Raw genomic sequence first — 17,368 nt, 5'->3', positions numbered from 1 at the left:
TAGTAAACACTATTTAAAACATTATAAAATTTATTAAAATTATAAAAAATGTTATTTCCAATTAGTATGAAAACTACCTTTAATGTCTATTCTTTCATATTTATGTGATCCAAAAAAATCTCTTTGAGCTTGTATTAAATTCGAAGACAACATATTAGATCTATAACTATCATAATAAGAAATAGCAGATGAAAAAGCAGGAATTGGTATTCCATTTAATATAGAAGTAGATACTATGTTTCTCAAAGAATTCTGATATTTACAAGATATTTCAGAAAAATATTTATCTAATAACAAATTTTTTAATTTAAAATTATTTTTATATGCATCTATTATCTTATTTAAAAATTTTGCTCTTATGATACAACCAGAACGAAAAATTTTAGCAATGTTTATATAATTTAAATTCCATTTATTTATTTTTGAAATTATATATAATTGATAAAAACCCTGAGCATAAGAAATTATTTTACTAAAATATAAAGACCTTCTAAGATCTTCTATAAAAATATCTTTATTATTACATACAAAATTATTTTTAGATCCTATTAATATTTTAGAAGCAAAATGTCTTTCATTTTTCATTGAAGATATATATCTAAAAAAAACAGATTCTGTTATTAATGATAGTGGTGATTCTATTTCTAATGCATTTTTACAAATCCACTTACCAGTACCTTTGTTTTTTGCAACATCAGATATAAAATCTATTAAATAATTTCCTTTGTCATCTTTTTTTAAAAAAATATCTCTAGTAATTTCTATTAAATAACTATTTAATTCACCTTTGTTCCATAAATTAAATATTTCTGATATCTCTACATTACTCATTTTCAACAAATTTTTTAATATATAATAAGATTCAGATATAATTTGCATATCTCCATATTCTATTCCATTATGTATCATTTTTAAATAATGTCCAGAACCATTAGGTCCTATATAATCTACACATGGAAAATCATTATATTTAGCAGATATATTTATAAAAATAGATTTCATTATATTATATACACTTTTTTTACATCCAGGCATTATAGAAGGACCTAATAATGCACCCATTTCTCCTCCTGAAATACCAGCACCAATAAATTTTATACCTAAATTATATAAATATTTTTCTCTTCTTATAGTATCTTTATAATAAGAATTACCTAAATCTATTATTATATCTTCTTTATCTAAATATTTTAAAATAGAATTTATAACTTTATCAGTTACATTTCCTGATTTTATCATCAAAAATATTTTTCTAGGTTTTTGAATAGAACTAATAAATTCATTTATATTTTTAAAACATAAAATATTTTTATTAGGATTTTCAACTAATATTTTTTTAGATTTTTTATAAGATCTATTAAATATAGAAACCAAATATCCATTTCTTTCTAAATTTAAACATAAATTTCTTCCCATAACGGACATACCAATTATTCCGACATGTTCTTTTTTCATATAATTAATCCTAATAAAAAGTTAAATAAAAATTTAAATATATATTAAAAAAATAATATTAATCATTTTTATTTCTTTTAATCAAATTACATATTATCTTATACATATTTAATTTTTTAGCGTTAATTAATACTAATAAATGATATATTAAATCAGAAACTTCATTAATAAATTTATTAGATTTTTTTCCTAAAGAAGACAAAATTGTTTCTACAGATTCTTCTCCAACTTTTTGAGCTATTCTTTCAATACCAGAATTATATAACTTTTTAGTATAAGAATTTTTTGAAGATTTTTTTCTCTTGTTTATTATATCTTCTAATATATATAAAAAATCAAAACAAGTATTTTTATAATTAAAACAACTTTTATTTTTGAGATGACAAGTTTTTCCTATAGGATTGACTAAAATGACTATACTGTCTAAATCACAATCTAAAATTATATCTATTACATTTAAATAATTTCCAGAAGTTTCTCCTTTTGTCCATAATCTTTTTTTAACTCTTGAATAAAAAGTTACAACTTTTTGTTTTAATGTAATTTTTAATGCTTCTTGATTCATATATCCTAACATTAAAACTCTTCCAGAAAAATTGTTTTGTATTATAACAGGAATCATATTATTAATTTTATTCCAATTAATAGAAGAAATAATATTTTTTATAATCATAACCTTACTTCTATACCTTTTTTAAATAAAAATATTTTTAGTTTTTTTATATTAATTTTATTATCATGAAATACTGATGCTGCTAATGCTCCATCTACATTTGTTTTATAAAAAACTTCATAAAAATGATTCATAGATCCAGCACCACTAGAAGCAATTAATGGTACTTTACAAATTTTTCTTATTTTTTTTAATTGTTTTATATCATATCCTAATTTCAATCCATCAAAATTCATTACGTTTAAAACTATTTCTCCTGCACCTAATTTTTGTACTTTTTTAACCCAATATAAAGTAGATAAATTAGTATTAACAGTTTTTTTATTATCTCCTGTATATTTGAAAACAAAATATTTATTTAATTTAGAATTAAAAAATGAATCAATTCCTACTACTACACATTGTTTACCAAATCTATCAGCTAATTTACTTATTAAGAATGGATTATCAATAGCAGGAGAATTTATTGAAATCTTGTCTGCTCCGGACAAAAGTATTTCACTTGCATCTTTAACCGTTCTTATACCCCCAGATACGCAAAACGGTATGTTTATAATTTTTGAAATTTTATATATTAAATTTTTATTTACTATTTTATTTTGAGTATAAGCAGAAATATCATAAAAAACTAATTCATCAGCACCTTCTTTTACATAATTTTTTACCATAGAAAATATATTTTTAGATATTGTTCTATGATTTTTAAATTTTATTCCTTTTACAACTTTTCCATCTTTAATATCTAAACAAGGAATTATTCTTTTTGCCAACATGAAATAGCCTCCGATAAGCTAAATCTATTTTCTAATAGAGCTTTGCCAACTATTACATCAGAAATATTTTGTAATTTTATTTTTTTTATATCATCTAAACAACTAATTCCTCCTGAAGCTTGAACTGATAGATTTTTAAAATTTTCAGTAATATTTTTATATAAATTAAAATTAGGACCTTTTAAAGTTCCATCTTTATTAATATCTGTACACAACAAATGTTTTAAACCATTTTTTATATATAAAGAAATAATTTCTAAAATATTTTTTTTTGATTTTTTGGTCCAACCATTTATTTTAATTTCACTTTTATTTTTATTTTTATAAATAACATCAATAGCTAAAACTAATTTATCACTATATTTTCTGAACCACTTTTTTACTTCTAAAAAATCTGTAATAGCAGAAGATCCTATTACAACTCTTTTAGCACCACATAATAATAAATTTTCTATATCTGTTATACTTCTAATTCCTCCTCCTACTTGTATAGATAATTTAACGTTTTTTATAAATTTTTCTATAAATTTTATTTGTCTTTTTTTAGGATTTTTACTTCCATCTAAATCTACTAAATGAATAAAATTAGCTCCTTCAGATCTATATTTTTCTGCAAAAAAAAATAAATCATTATCATAAAATTTTACTTTTTTATAATTTCCTTTATATAATCTAACTATATTATTATTTAATATGTCTAATGAAGGAATTATCATTTTTTTTACACCGATAAAAAGTTTTTTAATAATAAAGATCCAGCTAATCCAGATTTTTCTGGATGAAATTGAACACCAAAAAAATTTTTTAATCTTATTGATGAAGAAAAATATTCTCCATAAAAAGTTCTAGAAATAGTATTTTTATTAATAGGAACTATATAACTATGTATAAAATAAAATCTTTCTCCTTGAGGAATATTTTTAAATAAAATATTATTATTATTATATACTACATTATTCCATCCAACATGAGGTATTGACAATCTATTTGATTTTATCAATCTAGAAGAACTATTTATAATATTTAATGTATTTATAATATTTCCATTAAAACTTTCTAAACTATATTTACAAAATAATTGCATTCCTAAACAAATTCCAAGAACAAAATTTTTATAATTTATTATTTCAATATCAATATTTTTATTTTTAATAAAATTCATTATATATTCTGCACTACCTATTCCTGGAAAAAATAATTTTTTTGAATTTCTAATTATTTTTAAATCATTTGATACATATACTTCATATCCTAATCTATTAATTGCCAATTTTAAAGAAGATATATTAGAAGATCCAGTATCTATTATAACTATGTCTTTTGTCATAATAATATTCCTTTAGAACTTTGTACATAATTAGAATTTATAAATATTGCTTTTCTTAAAGCAATGCCAAAAGATTTAAATATACTTTCACATATATGATGATCATTTTCTCCATAAGAACTTATATGTATAGTACTTTTCATAGAATAACTTAATGAATAAAAAAAATGTTTTACCATATTTAAATTAAAATTTCCTAAAAATTTATTTTTTAAATTAGATTTAAAACAAATATATGGTCTTCCTGAAATATCTAAAACACATTTAGAAATACTTTCATCCATAGGAACTATTCCTAATCCAAATCTATTTATTCCAGTTCTTAAAACTATAGATTTTAAAAATGATTTACCTAAAGTAATAGCTACATCTTCCACAGTATGGTGATCATCTATATTTATGTCACCTATAGATTTTATATATAAATAAATTCTAGCATGAAAAGCTAGTTGATTTAACATATGATCAAAAAATTTTATTCCAGTATTAATATTACTATTATAATATTTTTCTAAATTTACCTTTATTTTTATACTAGTTTCTTTTGTTTTTCTAAAAATAGTTATATTATTATAATATAATATTTTTTTTTCAACTTTTTTCCAATTATAATTTTTTTTATATAAAATTCCTTTTATCCCAATATTATTTGCAAATTCTATATCTGTATCTCTATCTCCTATTACAAAACTATTATTTTTATCTAATTTATTATTTTTTAAAAATTCACTTAACATTCCAATATTAGGTTTTCTACATTTGCAATTATCAAAAATATAATGAGGACATATAAAAATATTATAAAATTTTATTTTTTGAGACAAAAACATTTTTATAATGAAATTTTGTACAAAATAAAATTTATCTTCAGGAAATTCATTAGTTCCTAATCCATCTTGATTAGTAACCATAACAAATTTATAATTTTTTTTTTTTAAATTTAATAAAGATGTAAATACATTTTCTTTAAATTTTAATTTTTCTATAGAATCTACTTTAAAATCATTAATAGGCTCATCTATTATAGTTCCATCTCTGTCTATAAACAAAAATTTATTTTTCATAATATATAAAATGTTCTCAAATAATTAAAATACATTTTTATAAGAAATATTTTTCAATTCATAAATTAATTTCTTACATTCTAATTTTGTTCCTATAGAAATTCTAATACAATTTTTTAATCCAAAATTTTTACTTTGATCTCTTAATATTATACCTTTAGATTCTAATTTCTTAATAACAAAATCTGATGAAACACATTTTATTAATATATAATTAGAAAAACTTTCAAAAACCTTTTTTATAAAATTAATTTTTTTAAGTTTATTAAATAACCAATTTTTATTTTCATTTATTTCCAAAACTGTTTTTTTCATAAAATTAATAAATTTATTACTTAAAAATTTATCAACAATATTACATGTAGGAGTAGATATTGGATAAGGTGCAATAAATTTTTTTAATATATTTATTATTTCTAAATTAGCTATTGAAAAACCACATCTTACACTAGCCAATCCAAATGCTTTAGACATTGTTCTTAAAACAACTAAATTAGAATATTTTTTTATTAATTTTACTACACTTTTATAGTAACAAAATTCTATATAAGCTTCATCTACTATGACTAAAGAAGTTTTTTTACAAAAATTTAATATATTTATTAAAATTTCTTCAGGCATAATATCACCAGTTGGATTATTTGGTCTACATATATATATTAATTTTAAAAATTTTATATTTTTTTTAATTATATTATAATCAAAATTATTATAATCTTTTAAAAATACATTTATAGTATCTATTCCAAATATTTTTGCAGTTATTCTATACATATCATAAGTAGGAGAAAAATACATTATTTTATCTATATTAGGCTTACAAAAAACTTTTATAAATAATTCAATTGATTCATCTATACCTCTACTTATTAAAATATTATTAACATTAACTTTAGAATATTTAGAATATTTTAAAATAATATTTTTTGGTTGAGGATTAGGATATCTATTCAAATTTTTGTTTAATACTAATAACTCATTGTTAATAGGTGATTCATTTGCATTTAACCAAATACTACCATCAACACATATATTTCTTGCAGATTTATATGGAACAAAATTTTTAATATTAAATTTTACTAATTTTTTAAAGTTCAAAATTTTTATTTTCCTCTAAATATTTTTTTCTTATTTTCATAGATCTTCTATGTCCTTCTAAACCTTCTATTTTAGACATAACACTTACAGTATTATATACATTTAAAAATCCTTTATAATTTATTTCTTGAATTGTAATATTTTTAACAAAATCTTTCAATCCAATTCCAGATAAAGAAGAAGAATATCCATAAGTAGGTAAAACATGATTTGAACCTGAAACATAATCTCCTATAACTTCAGGAGACCATTCTCCTAAAAAAACTGATCCAGCATTTTTTACATTTTTTAGTAAATCTTTATAATTTTTAGAATAAATGCATAAATGTTCAGGTGAATAAATATTAGAAATTTTAATGCAATTAAATAAATTTTTTTCTAAAATAAATTTACTGTTATATAAAGATTTAGTTAATATTTCTTTTCTAGGAAAATCTATTAATTGAAATTTTATTTCCTTTATAACATTTTTTATTAAACTAAATGAATTAGTTAATAAAATTGCATGAGAATCTTCTCCATGTTCCAATTGAGCAATCAAATCAGAAGATATAAATTTTGGATTAGAATTTTTGTCTGAAATTATTAATAATTCAGTAGGACCAGCAGGCATATCAATACTTACACCAATATTCATTTTACTAACTTGAATTTTTGCTTCAGTAACATAAGCATTACCAGGTCCAAAAATTTTATTAACTTTAGGAATAGTTTTAGTTCCAAAAGCCATAGATCCTATAGCTTGAGCACCTCCAACTTGAAAAATACTATTTATATTACAAATCTTCGCAGTATATAATAATTCATTACTAATTTTTGGTGGAGAACAAACAACTATATTTTTACATCCTACAATATTAGCAGGAATACATAACATAAGCATAGTAGAAATTAAATTTGAATTTATCCCTTTAGGTATATAAATTCCTATATTAGAAATAGGTGTTTCTAAATATCTACAATTAATTCCATTTTCTATTGTAACATTTATATTATTATTTTTTTTTTGTAATAAATGAAATTTTTCTATATTTTTTTTAGCATGCAAAACTGCATTTTTAAATTTTTCTTCTACTAAAATTTCTTTTATATCTATTTCATTACAATTTATTTTTATTTTATTAATATTAAAATTATCAAATAAAAAATTATATTTGTATATATATGAATCTCCAAATTTTCTAATATTTTTTAATATTTTGAAAACATTATTTTTCAATTTTTTATTTATAAAAAATATAGGTCTATTTAATACATTTTTTTTTTCTATATCTGTTAATTTTTCCCAAAAATATATATTATTGTTAAAATTCATTTAAAATTACTCCAACATTTTTTCAATTGGAAAAACTAATATAGATTTAGCTCCTAATTCCTTTAATTTTTCCATAGTTTTCCAAAATATTGATTCTCTGCTAATTATATGAACAGAAACTATATCATCATTTCCTAATAATTTATATATTATAGGTTTTTCACATTCTGAAAACAATTTAAATATATTTTTCACTTTATTAGAATATATGTGAAAAATAATATATTTAGATTTCCTTGCCTTTACAACACCATTAATTCTAGATATAAAAGTTTTTACAATATTATTTTTAGATAAATTAAAATTTTTACTATTAGAAATTATACAAGCACTAGAATTATGTATTATTTTTACCTCTTTTAATCCATTTGAAACTAAAGCTTCTCCTGTAGAAACTAAATCAAAAATAGCATCAGCTAATCCAGCTCTAATAGCAACTTCTACAGATCCATTTAATTTACACAATTTAAAAGAAATATTTTTTTTATAAAAATATTTTCTTAATATATAAGGATAAGAAGTAGCTATTCTTAATCCATTTAAACATTTTATACCACAATATTTTTTTTCAGTTGGTATTCCTATAGAAAGTCTACATATTCCAAAATCTAAATGTTTTAATATTTTAAAAGAAATTTTTTCTAATTTAAATTTTCTTTTTAAAACTTCTTCTTCTAAAACATTTCTACCAACAATTCCTAAATCTACTATACCATCTATAACTAATCCTGGTATATCATCATCTCGAACACACATAACATCAATTGGCATATTTTCTGAAAAAGAAATTAATTTATTTTTCTGAAAATTTATTTTTATATCACAATTTTTCAATAATTTTCTAGAATCTTTACTTAATCTTCCAGATTTTTGTATTGCTATTCTTAATTTATTATCATACATATTTAAAATCTCTCTCTAAAATTTTATAATAAAAAATAATAAAAATATATTTAATATTTTTAAAAATTTTTAAAAATTAATATTATTTTTAAAATAAATTTTATATATTTTAATAAAAAAAATATTAAAAAAAATAATTATTTTTAAAATTTAAAAAAAAATATAATATTAAATTATAATTATAATTTTAAATATCTATTATTACAAAAATTGAAGTACTTTTTCCTGAAAATCTAGGAGCTTCATGAAAAGCAACAATATCAGGATGATTAGAAAGCCATAAAGGTATTTGTTTTTTCAATATTTCTTTTCCATGTCCATGAATTATACTTATATACGAAATTTTTTTTTCATAACAAATAGTAAATAAATTTGCTAACTCTATTTTTGTTTGTACTATATTCATACCATGAACATCTAAAAAAATTTCAGGAAAAACTTTTCCATATATCAACTTCTTCAATTTTTTAATAAAACAATTAGATCTAACATATCTAATAGGTTTATAAGATAAATTGCTATTAAAATTTTTTTTAGAAAAAAAATATTTATGAAAATCCTTTTCAAAAATTTTTTTTTTATATTTTTTTTTTTTTTTACAAACATTTTTTTTATAATAAAAAATATTATCCTGAACCATTTTATCTATGTTTTCAAAAGATTTTTTAAATAAAAATAAATCATTTAATGAAATAAAATTCTTATTATTCATAATTTTTCCATTTTTATAAATTTTTAAAAATAATAAATTATTAACAATATTAATAATTATAAAATTTTTTTTATATAAAAACATATATTTTTTAAAAAAATAAAAAAATTACTTAAAAAATAAAAATTATGTATATAATATTTAAAACAAAATAATTAAATTTTTTATTAAAAATAGGAATTAAAATGTCTGGAAACACAATAGGAAAAATGTTTTGTGTAACAACATATGGAGAATCTCATGGTCACTCATTAGGATGCATAATAGATGGAATGCCTCCTGGATTAAAAATTTCAGAAAAATATATACAAAAAGAATTAGATAAAAGAAAACCAGGAAGTTCAAAGTATACTACTCAAAGAAGAGAAAAAGATAAAGTTAAAATACTTTCAGGAATTTTTAATGGAAAAACTACAGGAACCAGTATAGGTTTAATAATAAAAAATAAAGATCAAAGAGAAAAAGATTATAATTCTATAAAAAATGTATTTAGACCGGGACATGCAGATTATACATATCAAAAAAAATATGGAATCAGAGATCATAGAGGAGGAGGAAGATCATCAGCAAGAGAAACATGTATGAGAGTAGCAGCTGGAGCATTCGCAAAAAAATATTTATTTGAAAAATATAATATAAAAATAAGAGGATATCTTAAACAAATAGGACCTATATTATGTGAAATAAAAGATTGGAAAATAGTAAAAAACAATAATTTTTTTTGTGGAGATAAAAAAAAAATAAAAAAAATAAAAAATCTAATTAAAAAAATAAAAAAAGAAAATAATTCAATAGGAGCAAAAATAACAATAGTATCTAAAAATGTACCACCTGGATTAGGAGAACCAGTTTTTGACAAATTAGATGCAGAAATATCTTATGCTTTAATGGGTATAAATGCAGTAAAATCTGTAGAAATAGGAGATGGAACAAATGTATCTACACAAAAAGGAACAGAAAATAGAGATGAAATATATTCATATGGATTTAAATCAAATCATTCAGGAGGAATTTTAGGTGGAATAAGTAATGGACAAGATATAATAGCAACAATATCATTAAAACCAACTTCTAGTATAAAAATAAAATGCAATACAATAAACAAAAAAAATGAAAATACTAGTATAGTAGTAAGAGGAAGACATGATCCATGTGTTGGAATAAGAGCTGTACCTATAGCAGAAGCAATGATTGCTATTGTATTAATGGATCATATTTTAAGAAATAATGCTCAATGTAAAAAATAAAATATATTTTATAATTTTTGTTTAAAACGAATAAATATATTTTTTAATAATTAAAAATAAAAATTATTATATACTTTTTAAAATTTTTTATTTTTAAAAATTTTTATAAAATACACTTTATTTTAAGAGATAATTTATATGTTTAAAGGAAGTATTGTTGCTTTAATAACTCCTATGAAAATTAATGGAGAAGTTTGTTATAAAAGTTTAAAAAAATTAGTAAAATATCATATTAAAAGTAATACAAATGCTATTGTATCTGTAGGAACAACAGGAGAATCTGCTACTTTAACTCAAAAAGAACATTATAAAGTAATTATAAAAACAGTAAAATATTCTAAAAAAAAAATACCAATAATAGCAGGAACAGGATCAAATTCTACTTATGAATCAATAGAATTAACAAAAAAATTAGAAAACTCAGGAATATCTGCATGCCTTAATGTTGTGCCATACTATAACAAACCTACACAAAAAGGTATATTTGAACATTTTAAAAAAATATCTAATAATACAGATCTACCACAAATATTATATAATATACCTAAAAGAACAGGATCAGATTTATTACCTAAAACTGTTATAAAACTTTCTAAAATAAAAAATATAATAGGTATAAAAGAAGCTAGTGGAGATCTATCTAGAGTAAATAATATAAAATCTTTTGTAAATAAAAAATTTTTATTAATTAGTGGAGATGACACTACTGCATTAGATTTTATGCAATTAGGAGGAAATGCTGTAATATCAGTAACAGCAAATATAATTCCAAATAAAATATTTAAAATGTGCAATTTTGCAATTAAAAAAAAATTTTATAAAGCTAGAAAAATAAATAATGAAATAAATGAACTAAATAAATTAATGTTCATAGAAACAAATCCTATACCTATAAAATGGATATCTAAAAAAATAGGACTAATAAAAACTGATACAGTTAGATTACCTTTAACAAAATTATCTAAAAAAAATAATAGTATTTTAAATTTTTTTTTAAAAAAAAATATTTTTAGAAAAATTATATTTAACAAAAAAAATAAAAATTATTTAAATAAAAATTTTTATTAAAAAAAAATACACAGAGTGTCTAATGATACTCCGTGTATTATAAAATATTAATAAAAATTATTAAATTTTAAAATTATAATAATAATTTTTCAATAATTTTTTCATAAATTTTGCTTAATTTTTTTAAATCAGAAATTTTTACAAATTCATTTGGTTTATGAATAGTATTATTTAGTAATCCTAATTCTATTATTTCAGGTTTCATTTTTTTAATAAATCTTCCATCAGATGTACCACCAGACATAGATACATTTGGTTTTTTTTTATTAAAAAATACAATAGTTTCTACAACAGAATTTAAAAGTCTACTATTTTTATTCACAAAAGGTTTCGCTGAAAGTTTCCACTTCATATTATATTTTATTTTATAATAATTCAATAATTTTTTAACATATGATTTTATATAATTAACACTAATTTTATAACTAAATCTAAAATTTATCCTAATAAATAAATTTTCAGAAATCATATTTTCTACTGTATCTTCAGAAAAAATTTTAGAAACTTGAACATTAGTATTTTCATCTTTATTATTAAATTTATCATGCCAATCTAATTTAATTAAATCATTAATAAAAAAAGATGCTTTATGAATTAAATTTTCAGAATAATCTTTATAGGCAATATGACCTCCTTTTCCTTTTAAAAACAATTTTAAATGCAAAGAACCTCTTCTTCCATTTTTTATGGTATCTCCTAAAAATTTTTCAGAAGTAGGTTCTCCTATTATACAATAATCTATTTTTTCTTTATTTTTTATTAATTTTTTTACTACTTTTTTAATTCCATTTTTAGCATTTCCTTCTTCATCAGAAGTTAATAATATTGTTATTCTTCCTTTCATATTGTTTTTAAAATTATGTAAAAATCTTTTAATAGCTATTATAAAAGAAGATATAGATCCTTTCATATCTGAAGATCCTCTTCCATATAATTTTCCTTCATATATAGTAGGAACAAATGGATCAAATTTCCAATTAGATAAATTACCAGAAGGAACTACATCAGTATGTCCTAAAAAATTTAATGTTTTTCCATTTTTTTTATTTCCTATTTCAGCCCAAATATTTTTAGTATCTTTTATATCAAAATTTTTTATAGAAAAACCCATGTTTAATAATTCTTTTGATATAATTTTTTGACATCCCATATCATTTGGACTAATAGATGGTATAGAAATTAATTTATTAAATAATTTTATAATAGAACTACACATAAATTTTCCTAGTAAAAATATAAAAAATTAAAAAAAATAAATATAAAAATTACAATAATCTATTATTAAAAAAGTTTTTTATTTTTTTTACTATATATTTTTTTTTGAATTTTAACTTTTTCAATAAAATATTTTCGGGAGCTGAATGTGAATAATTATTTATTCCAATAGATAAATTTTCATTACCTATATATTTATACCAAAAATCAGATATTCCAGCTTCTATAGAAATTCTATTTTTTATATGTAACGGTAATATTTTTTCTTTATATTTTTTTTCTTGAGAATCAAATACGTTAGTAGAAGGCATAGAAATCAATCTAATTCTATAATTTTTATCTTTATTTAAAATTTTACATACTTTGTATGATAAACTTAATTCAGATCCACAGGAAATTATTAAAAAATTTGGATTTTTAGAAAAATCTTTAATTATATATCCTCCTTTTAAAATATTACTAATTACTTTTTTATTTTTTTCATTTATATAATTTAAATTTTGTCTAGATAATATTAATGCTGATGGACCATTCTTTCTTTCTATTGCGGATTTCCATGCTGCTATAGTTTCTAGTTCATCACATGGTCTCCAAACATTTAAATTTGGTATTATTCTTAAACTAGATAATTGTTCTATAGGTTGATGAGTAGGACCATCTTCCCCTAACCATACTGAATCATGAGTATATATAAAAATCTGTTGTGTGTTCATTAAAGAAGACATTCTTATAGCATTTTTAGCATATTCCATAAACATTAAAAAAGTAGAAGTATAAGGTATAAAACCACCATGATGAAAAATTCCATTAGCTATAGCAGTCATTCCAAATTCTCTAACACCATAATCTATATAATTACCATTTTTATTTTTAAATATTGATCTAGCTTCTGACCATTTAGTTAAATTACTAGCTGACAAATCTGCAGAACCACCTAATAATTCTGTTAAATTTTTTCCTAAAATTTCAATAGTATTTCTAGAAGCTTGTCTAGTAGATATATTTAAAACATTTTTAGAAACTTTTTTAAAATGTTCAGAAATATTTTTTTTAAAATTTTCAGGAAGAAGTTTATTAATTCTTCTTATATATTCAAAATATAAATTAGGATATTTTTTTTTATATTTTAATAAATTGTTTTTCCATTCTTTTTCTAAAAATTTACCTTTTTTTATACAATTCCATTTATTATATATATCATTAGGAATAAAAAATGGATCATATTTCCAATTAAGATTTTTTTTAGTTAAAATTACTTCTTCTTCTCCTAAAGGAGATCCATGAGATTCACTAGAATTTTCTTTATTAGGAGAACCAAATCCAATTTTAGTATTACATACTATTAATACTGGTTTATCTTTACTATTTTTAGCTTTTTTAATAGATTTTATTATATCATTTCTACAATGACCATTAACATTATCTATCACATTCCAATTATATGATTCAAATCTCTTTTTTATATTTTCTGTAAACCATCCATTTATATTTCCATCTATAGAAATATTATTTTTGTCATAAAAAACTATTAATTTATTTAATTTTAAATGACCAGCTAAAGAACAAGATTCATGAGAAATTCCTTCCATTAAGCAACCATCTCCTACAAAAACCCATGTATAATGATCTATTATTTTAAAATCTTTTTTATTAAAAGTATTTCTTAAAATACTTTCTGAAATTGCCATACCTACAGCATTAGATAAACCTTGACCTAAAGGACCAGTAGTAATTTCTACTCCTTCAGTAATATATTTTTCTGGATGACCTGGAGTTTTAGAACCAAATTGTCTAAATTTTTTTATATCTTCTATAGATAAGTCATATCCAGTAAGGTGCAATAAACTATATAATAACATAGAACCATGACCATTTGACATAATAAATCTATCTCTATTATGCCAATTTGGATTTTTTGGATTATGTTTTAAAAATTTTCTCCATAAAACTTCTGATATATCAGCCATTCCTAAAGGCATGCCAGGATGACCTGAATTAGATTTTTGAATAGCATCTATACTTAACGCTCTTATCGCATTTGATAAATTGTTTTTATGCATATTAAAAACTCCAAAATTTTTTAAAATTTAAAATATATATTATATAAATATTATATAAAATTAAATATTTTTAATAATGATATCTTCTATTTTTTTTTGATCATATCCAAATTGCCTTATTCCTTCAGATAATTTTTCTGTAGCCATAATATCTTCATTATGTTCAAATCTAAATTCTTCTTCAGTAATTTTATTTTTATAAGTTTTATTTTTTATAGTAAAGTTAAGTTTTTTATCTATTTTATTAAAGTTAGATTTTAATTCAGATAATAATGTAGGAGATATAGTTAAATAATCACAACCAGACAATTCTAATATTTGATTTATATTTCTAAAACTAGCAGCCATTATAATAGTCTTATAAGAATATTTTTTATAAAAATTAAATATTTTTTTTACAGATTTAACACCTGGATCATTTTCAATATTAATACTATCTAAATTATATTTATTTATATGCCAATCATATATTCTACCAACAAATGGAGATATTAAAAATACACCAGATTGAGCACAAGCTTTTGCTTGAGCAAAAGAAAACAACAAAGTTAAATTACAATTTATATTTTCTTTTTCTAATTCTTTAGCTGCTTGAATAGATTCCCAAGTAGAAGCTAATTTTATTAAAATTCTATTTCTTTTTATTCCATTTTCTTCATACATTCTTATTATTTCTTTAGCATGGAAAATACATAAATTTTTATTAAATGATAATCTAGAATCTACTTCAGTTGAAACTCTTCCTGGTATAAAATTTAAAATTTTTGTACCAATATCTACAGATATTTTATTACTAGCTAAAGAAACTGTTTCTTTTAAATTAATATTTTTTTTTTTTGCATATTCTATAGATTTTAATAATAAATTTTTATATTTAGGTAATTTAATTGCATTTAATATTAAAGAAGGATTAGTTGTAGCATCTTGTGTAGAAAACTTTTTAATTAGTTCTACATTTCCTGTATCTGCTACAACAGTACTATATTTTTTTAATTGATCTAATTGATTCAAAATTTTTCTCCAAAAATATTTTGTAACTAAAAATAAAATTTATATATATTATATATATATATAAACAAAAAATATAATTGTTTTATTTTAATATAATAATTTATAAAATAAAATTCTTTATTATTATACTTACATTAGTTCCACCAAAACCAAAATTATTAGACATAGCTGTATAAATTTTTCTATTAATTTTTTTATAAGCAATATTATTTATTTTAAATCTAGTATCTAATTTTTTTATATTAATAGAAGGAGCTATAAAATTGTTTTTCATCATCAATATAGTATAAATAATTTCATGAACACCAGATGCTCCTAAAGAATGACCTGTCATAGATTTAGTAGAAGAAATTATAGGAATATAATTATATTTTTTAAAAACTTTTAAAATTGCATTATATTCTATATGATCTCCTATTTTAGTAGAAGTTGCATGTGCATTTATATAATCTATTTTTGTACCATTTATAGCTTTTTCCATACATTTTGCTGATCTATCTTTTGAAGGTAAAATCATACTTTTACCATTTGAAAGACATGAATAATTAATAATTTCTGCATATATATTAGCATTTCTAGAAATAGCAAAATTTAATTCTTCTAAAACTAAAAAACCAGAACCACCAGAAATTACAAAACCATCTCTGTCTTCATCGAATGCTCTAGAAGATTTTTTTGGAAAATCATTTCTTTTTCTAGAAAGAACTTTCATAACATCAAAACTATTTGCTAATTTAAAATTTATTTCTTCTGCACCACCAGCAAATATAATATCTTGTTTTCCATATTTTATTAAATCAAAAGCATTACAAATACAATGTGAAGATGTTGTACAAGCTGAACTTATAGAATAAGTAATTCCATATATTTTAAAAAATGTAGATAAACAAGCAGAAATATTTGATGGAAAATTTTTTATTGAAAAATATGGATCTATTTTATTATATTTTTTTAACATTCTTTTTGAAAAATCATTAAATTCATAAGACACATTTCCTGATCCAGAAATTAAACCTACTCTATAATTTTTTTGATATATATTTAAATTTAATTTAGAATCTTTTACTGCTTCTAAAAAAGAAAAATAAGAATATACAGAAGACATATTCATAAACCTAAATATTTTATTATCAATTTTCCCAAATTTTTTTATATTTATATTTCCTATTACATTACTTTTCATACCTAAATTAAACATTTCTTTAGAAAAAGAAATTCCAGATTTACCTAATTTTAAAGATTGTAAAACTTCTTTTTTATTGTTACCAATACTAGAAATTATTCCTATTCCAGTTATTACTACTCTTTTCATAAAAAACATCCAAAATAAATATTATTTTTATAATAAAACAAAAAAAATAAAAATTAAAAACTAAAAATATAATTTTATTTTATTATTTAAAAAAAAATTTTGTTATAATATTAAAAATCATAAAATATAAAAATT

General features: G+C 20.1%; 16 protein-coding genes. 2 read left to right on the top strand and 14 right to left on the bottom strand.

The window, feature by feature from the left end; all coding sequences use genetic code 11:
- Nucleotides 1–51 precede the first annotated feature (51 nt).
- The 10 genes from gndA to smrB all read right to left on the bottom strand — a co-directional run bounded on the left by gndA (nucleotide 52) and on the right by smrB (nucleotide 9,320).
- Complete coding sequence (gene gndA / locus RJK19_RS00430; protein ID WP_343184113.1) at nucleotides 52–1,455, bottom strand: NADP-dependent phosphogluconate dehydrogenase; 1,404 nt, start codon at nucleotides 1,453–1,455, stop codon at nucleotides 52–54.
- Nucleotides 1,456–1,513: 58 nt separating this feature from the next.
- On the bottom strand, nucleotides 1,514–2,128 hold the full coding sequence (hisIE, locus tag RJK19_RS00425; RefSeq protein WP_343184112.1) for a bifunctional phosphoribosyl-AMP cyclohydrolase/phosphoribosyl-ATP diphosphatase HisIE: 615 nt from the start codon (nucleotides 2,126–2,128) through the stop codon (nucleotides 1,514–1,516).
- Entirely contained in the window at nucleotides 2,125–2,901 is a 777-nt protein-coding gene (gene hisF, locus RJK19_RS00420) for an imidazole glycerol phosphate synthase subunit HisF (protein WP_343184111.1), read from the bottom strand. Before hisF ends, hisIE begins: the two co-directional genes overlap by 4 nt.
- Nucleotides 2,883–3,617 (bottom strand): 1-(5-phosphoribosyl)-5-[(5-phosphoribosylamino)methylideneamino]imidazole-4-carboxamide isomerase, encoded by a 735-nt coding sequence (gene hisA / locus RJK19_RS00415; RefSeq protein ID WP_343184110.1) that lies wholly within the window; start codon nucleotides 3,615–3,617, stop codon nucleotides 2,883–2,885. The genes hisF and hisA overlap by 19 nt, the downstream gene beginning before the upstream one ends.
- A gap of 5 nt (nucleotides 3,618–3,622) precedes the next feature.
- Nucleotides 3,623–4,228 (bottom strand): imidazole glycerol phosphate synthase subunit HisH, encoded by a 606-nt coding sequence (gene hisH / locus RJK19_RS00410; RefSeq protein WP_343184109.1) that lies wholly within the window; start codon nucleotides 4,226–4,228, stop codon nucleotides 3,623–3,625.
- Nucleotides 4,225–5,292, bottom strand: coding sequence for a bifunctional histidinol-phosphatase/imidazoleglycerol-phosphate dehydratase HisB (hisB, locus tag RJK19_RS00405; protein WP_343184108.1), 1,068 nt, complete (start codon nucleotides 5,290–5,292; stop codon nucleotides 4,225–4,227). Before hisB ends, hisH begins: the two co-directional genes overlap by 4 nt.
- 24 nt (nucleotides 5,293–5,316) lie before the next feature.
- A complete protein-coding gene (hisC, locus tag RJK19_RS00400) occupies nucleotides 5,317–6,390 on the bottom strand; it encodes a histidinol-phosphate transaminase (protein WP_343184107.1) in 1,074 nt (357 codons plus the stop codon).
- Nucleotides 6,380–7,705: a histidinol dehydrogenase gene (hisD, locus tag RJK19_RS00395; protein ID WP_343184106.1), complete on the bottom strand. Its 1,326-nt coding sequence runs from the start codon at nucleotides 7,703–7,705 to the stop codon at nucleotides 6,380–6,382. The genes hisC and hisD overlap by 11 nt, the downstream gene beginning before the upstream one ends.
- A gap of 6 nt (nucleotides 7,706–7,711) precedes the next feature.
- Nucleotides 7,712–8,608: an ATP phosphoribosyltransferase gene (hisG, locus tag RJK19_RS00390; RefSeq protein WP_343184105.1), complete on the bottom strand. Its 897-nt coding sequence runs from the start codon at nucleotides 8,606–8,608 to the stop codon at nucleotides 7,712–7,714.
- A 187-nt stretch (nucleotides 8,609–8,795) separates the two neighbouring features.
- Nucleotides 8,796–9,320 carry an endonuclease SmrB gene (smrB, locus tag RJK19_RS00385; RefSeq protein WP_343184104.1) on the bottom strand — a complete coding sequence of 175 codons (525 nt, stop codon included), beginning with the start codon at nucleotides 9,318–9,320 and terminating at the stop codon, nucleotides 8,796–8,798.
- 185 nt (nucleotides 9,321–9,505) lie between these two features.
- Here smrB and aroC point away from each other — a divergent pair, with 185 nt between their 5' ends.
- Entirely contained in the window at nucleotides 9,506–10,567 is a 1,062-nt protein-coding gene (gene aroC, locus RJK19_RS00380) for a chorismate synthase (protein ID WP_343184103.1), read from the top strand.
- Nucleotides 10,568–10,705: 138 nt separating this feature from the next.
- A complete protein-coding gene (gene dapA / locus RJK19_RS00375) occupies nucleotides 10,706–11,635 on the top strand; it encodes a 4-hydroxy-tetrahydrodipicolinate synthase (RefSeq protein ID WP_343184102.1) in 930 nt (309 codons plus the stop codon).
- A gap of 73 nt (nucleotides 11,636–11,708) precedes the next feature.
- On the opposite strand, the gene dapE is transcribed toward dapA, so the two are convergent.
- The 4 genes from dapE to RJK19_RS00355 all read right to left on the bottom strand — a co-directional run bounded on the left by dapE (nucleotide 11,709) and on the right by RJK19_RS00355 (nucleotide 17,233).
- Nucleotides 11,709–12,851 carry a succinyl-diaminopimelate desuccinylase gene (gene dapE / locus RJK19_RS00370; protein ID WP_343184101.1) on the bottom strand — a complete coding sequence of 381 codons (1,143 nt, stop codon included), beginning with the start codon at nucleotides 12,849–12,851 and terminating at the stop codon, nucleotides 11,709–11,711.
- Between the two features lie 49 nt (nucleotides 12,852–12,900).
- Nucleotides 12,901–14,910 (bottom strand): transketolase, encoded by a 2,010-nt coding sequence (gene tkt, locus RJK19_RS00365; RefSeq protein WP_343184100.1) that lies wholly within the window; start codon nucleotides 14,908–14,910, stop codon nucleotides 12,901–12,903.
- 60 nt (nucleotides 14,911–14,970) lie between these two features.
- Entirely contained in the window at nucleotides 14,971–15,921 is a 951-nt protein-coding gene (gene tal, locus RJK19_RS00360) for a transaldolase (protein WP_343184099.1), read from the bottom strand.
- A gap of 100 nt (nucleotides 15,922–16,021) precedes the next feature.
- Nucleotides 16,022–17,233, bottom strand: a complete 1,212-nt coding sequence (locus tag RJK19_RS00355) for a beta-ketoacyl synthase N-terminal-like domain-containing protein (protein ID WP_343184098.1) — start codon at nucleotides 17,231–17,233, stop codon at nucleotides 16,022–16,024.
- Nucleotides 17,234–17,368: the final 135 nt, after the last annotated feature.

Source organism: Buchnera aphidicola (Ceratovacuna keduensis), from assembly GCF_039372665.1.
Classification (GTDB): Bacteria; Pseudomonadota; Gammaproteobacteria; order Enterobacterales; family Enterobacteriaceae; genus Buchnera_G; species Buchnera_G aphidicola_D.
This window is presented reverse-complemented; position numbering and strand designations above follow the sequence as displayed.

Excerpts from the sequence above, each read along its gene's own strand:
- hisB (WP_343184108.1), bottom strand. The coding sequence starts at position 5,292 with ATGAAAAATAAATTTTTGTTTATAGACAGAGATGGAACTATAATAGAT.
- gndA (WP_343184113.1), bottom strand. The coding sequence starts at position 1,455 with ATGAAAAAAGAACATGTCGGAATAATTGGTATGTCCGTTATGGGAAGA.
- aroC (WP_343184103.1), top strand. The coding sequence starts at position 9,506 with ATGTCTGGAAACACAATAGGAAAAATGTTTTGTGTAACAACATATGGA.
- RJK19_RS00355 (WP_343184098.1), bottom strand. The coding sequence starts at position 17,233 with ATGAAAAGAGTAGTAATAACTGGAATAGGAATAATTTCTAGTATTGGT.
- smrB (WP_343184104.1), bottom strand. The coding sequence starts at position 9,320 with ATGAATAATAAGAATTTTATTTCATTAAATGATTTATTTTTATTTAAA.
- hisF (WP_343184111.1), bottom strand. The coding sequence starts at position 2,901 with ATGTTGGCAAAAAGAATAATTCCTTGTTTAGATATTAAAGATGGAAAA.
- tkt (WP_343184100.1), bottom strand. The coding sequence starts at position 14,910 with ATGCATAAAAACAATTTATCAAATGCGATAAGAGCGTTAAGTATAGAT.
- dapA (WP_343184102.1), top strand. The coding sequence starts at position 10,706 with ATGTTTAAAGGAAGTATTGTTGCTTTAATAACTCCTATGAAAATTAAT.
- hisG (WP_343184105.1), bottom strand. The coding sequence starts at position 8,608 with ATGTATGATAATAAATTAAGAATAGCAATACAAAAATCTGGAAGATTA.
- hisD (WP_343184106.1), bottom strand. The coding sequence starts at position 7,705 with ATGAATTTTAACAATAATATATATTTTTGGGAAAAATTAACAGATATA.
- dapE (WP_343184101.1), bottom strand. The coding sequence starts at position 12,851 with ATGTGTAGTTCTATTATAAAATTATTTAATAAATTAATTTCTATACCA.
- hisH (WP_343184109.1), bottom strand. The coding sequence starts at position 4,228 with ATGACAAAAGACATAGTTATAATAGATACTGGATCTTCTAATATATCT.
- hisIE (WP_343184112.1), bottom strand. The coding sequence starts at position 2,128 with ATGATTATAAAAAATATTATTTCTTCTATTAATTGGAATAAAATTAAT.
- hisA (WP_343184110.1), bottom strand. The coding sequence starts at position 3,617 with ATGATAATTCCTTCATTAGACATATTAAATAATAATATAGTTAGATTA.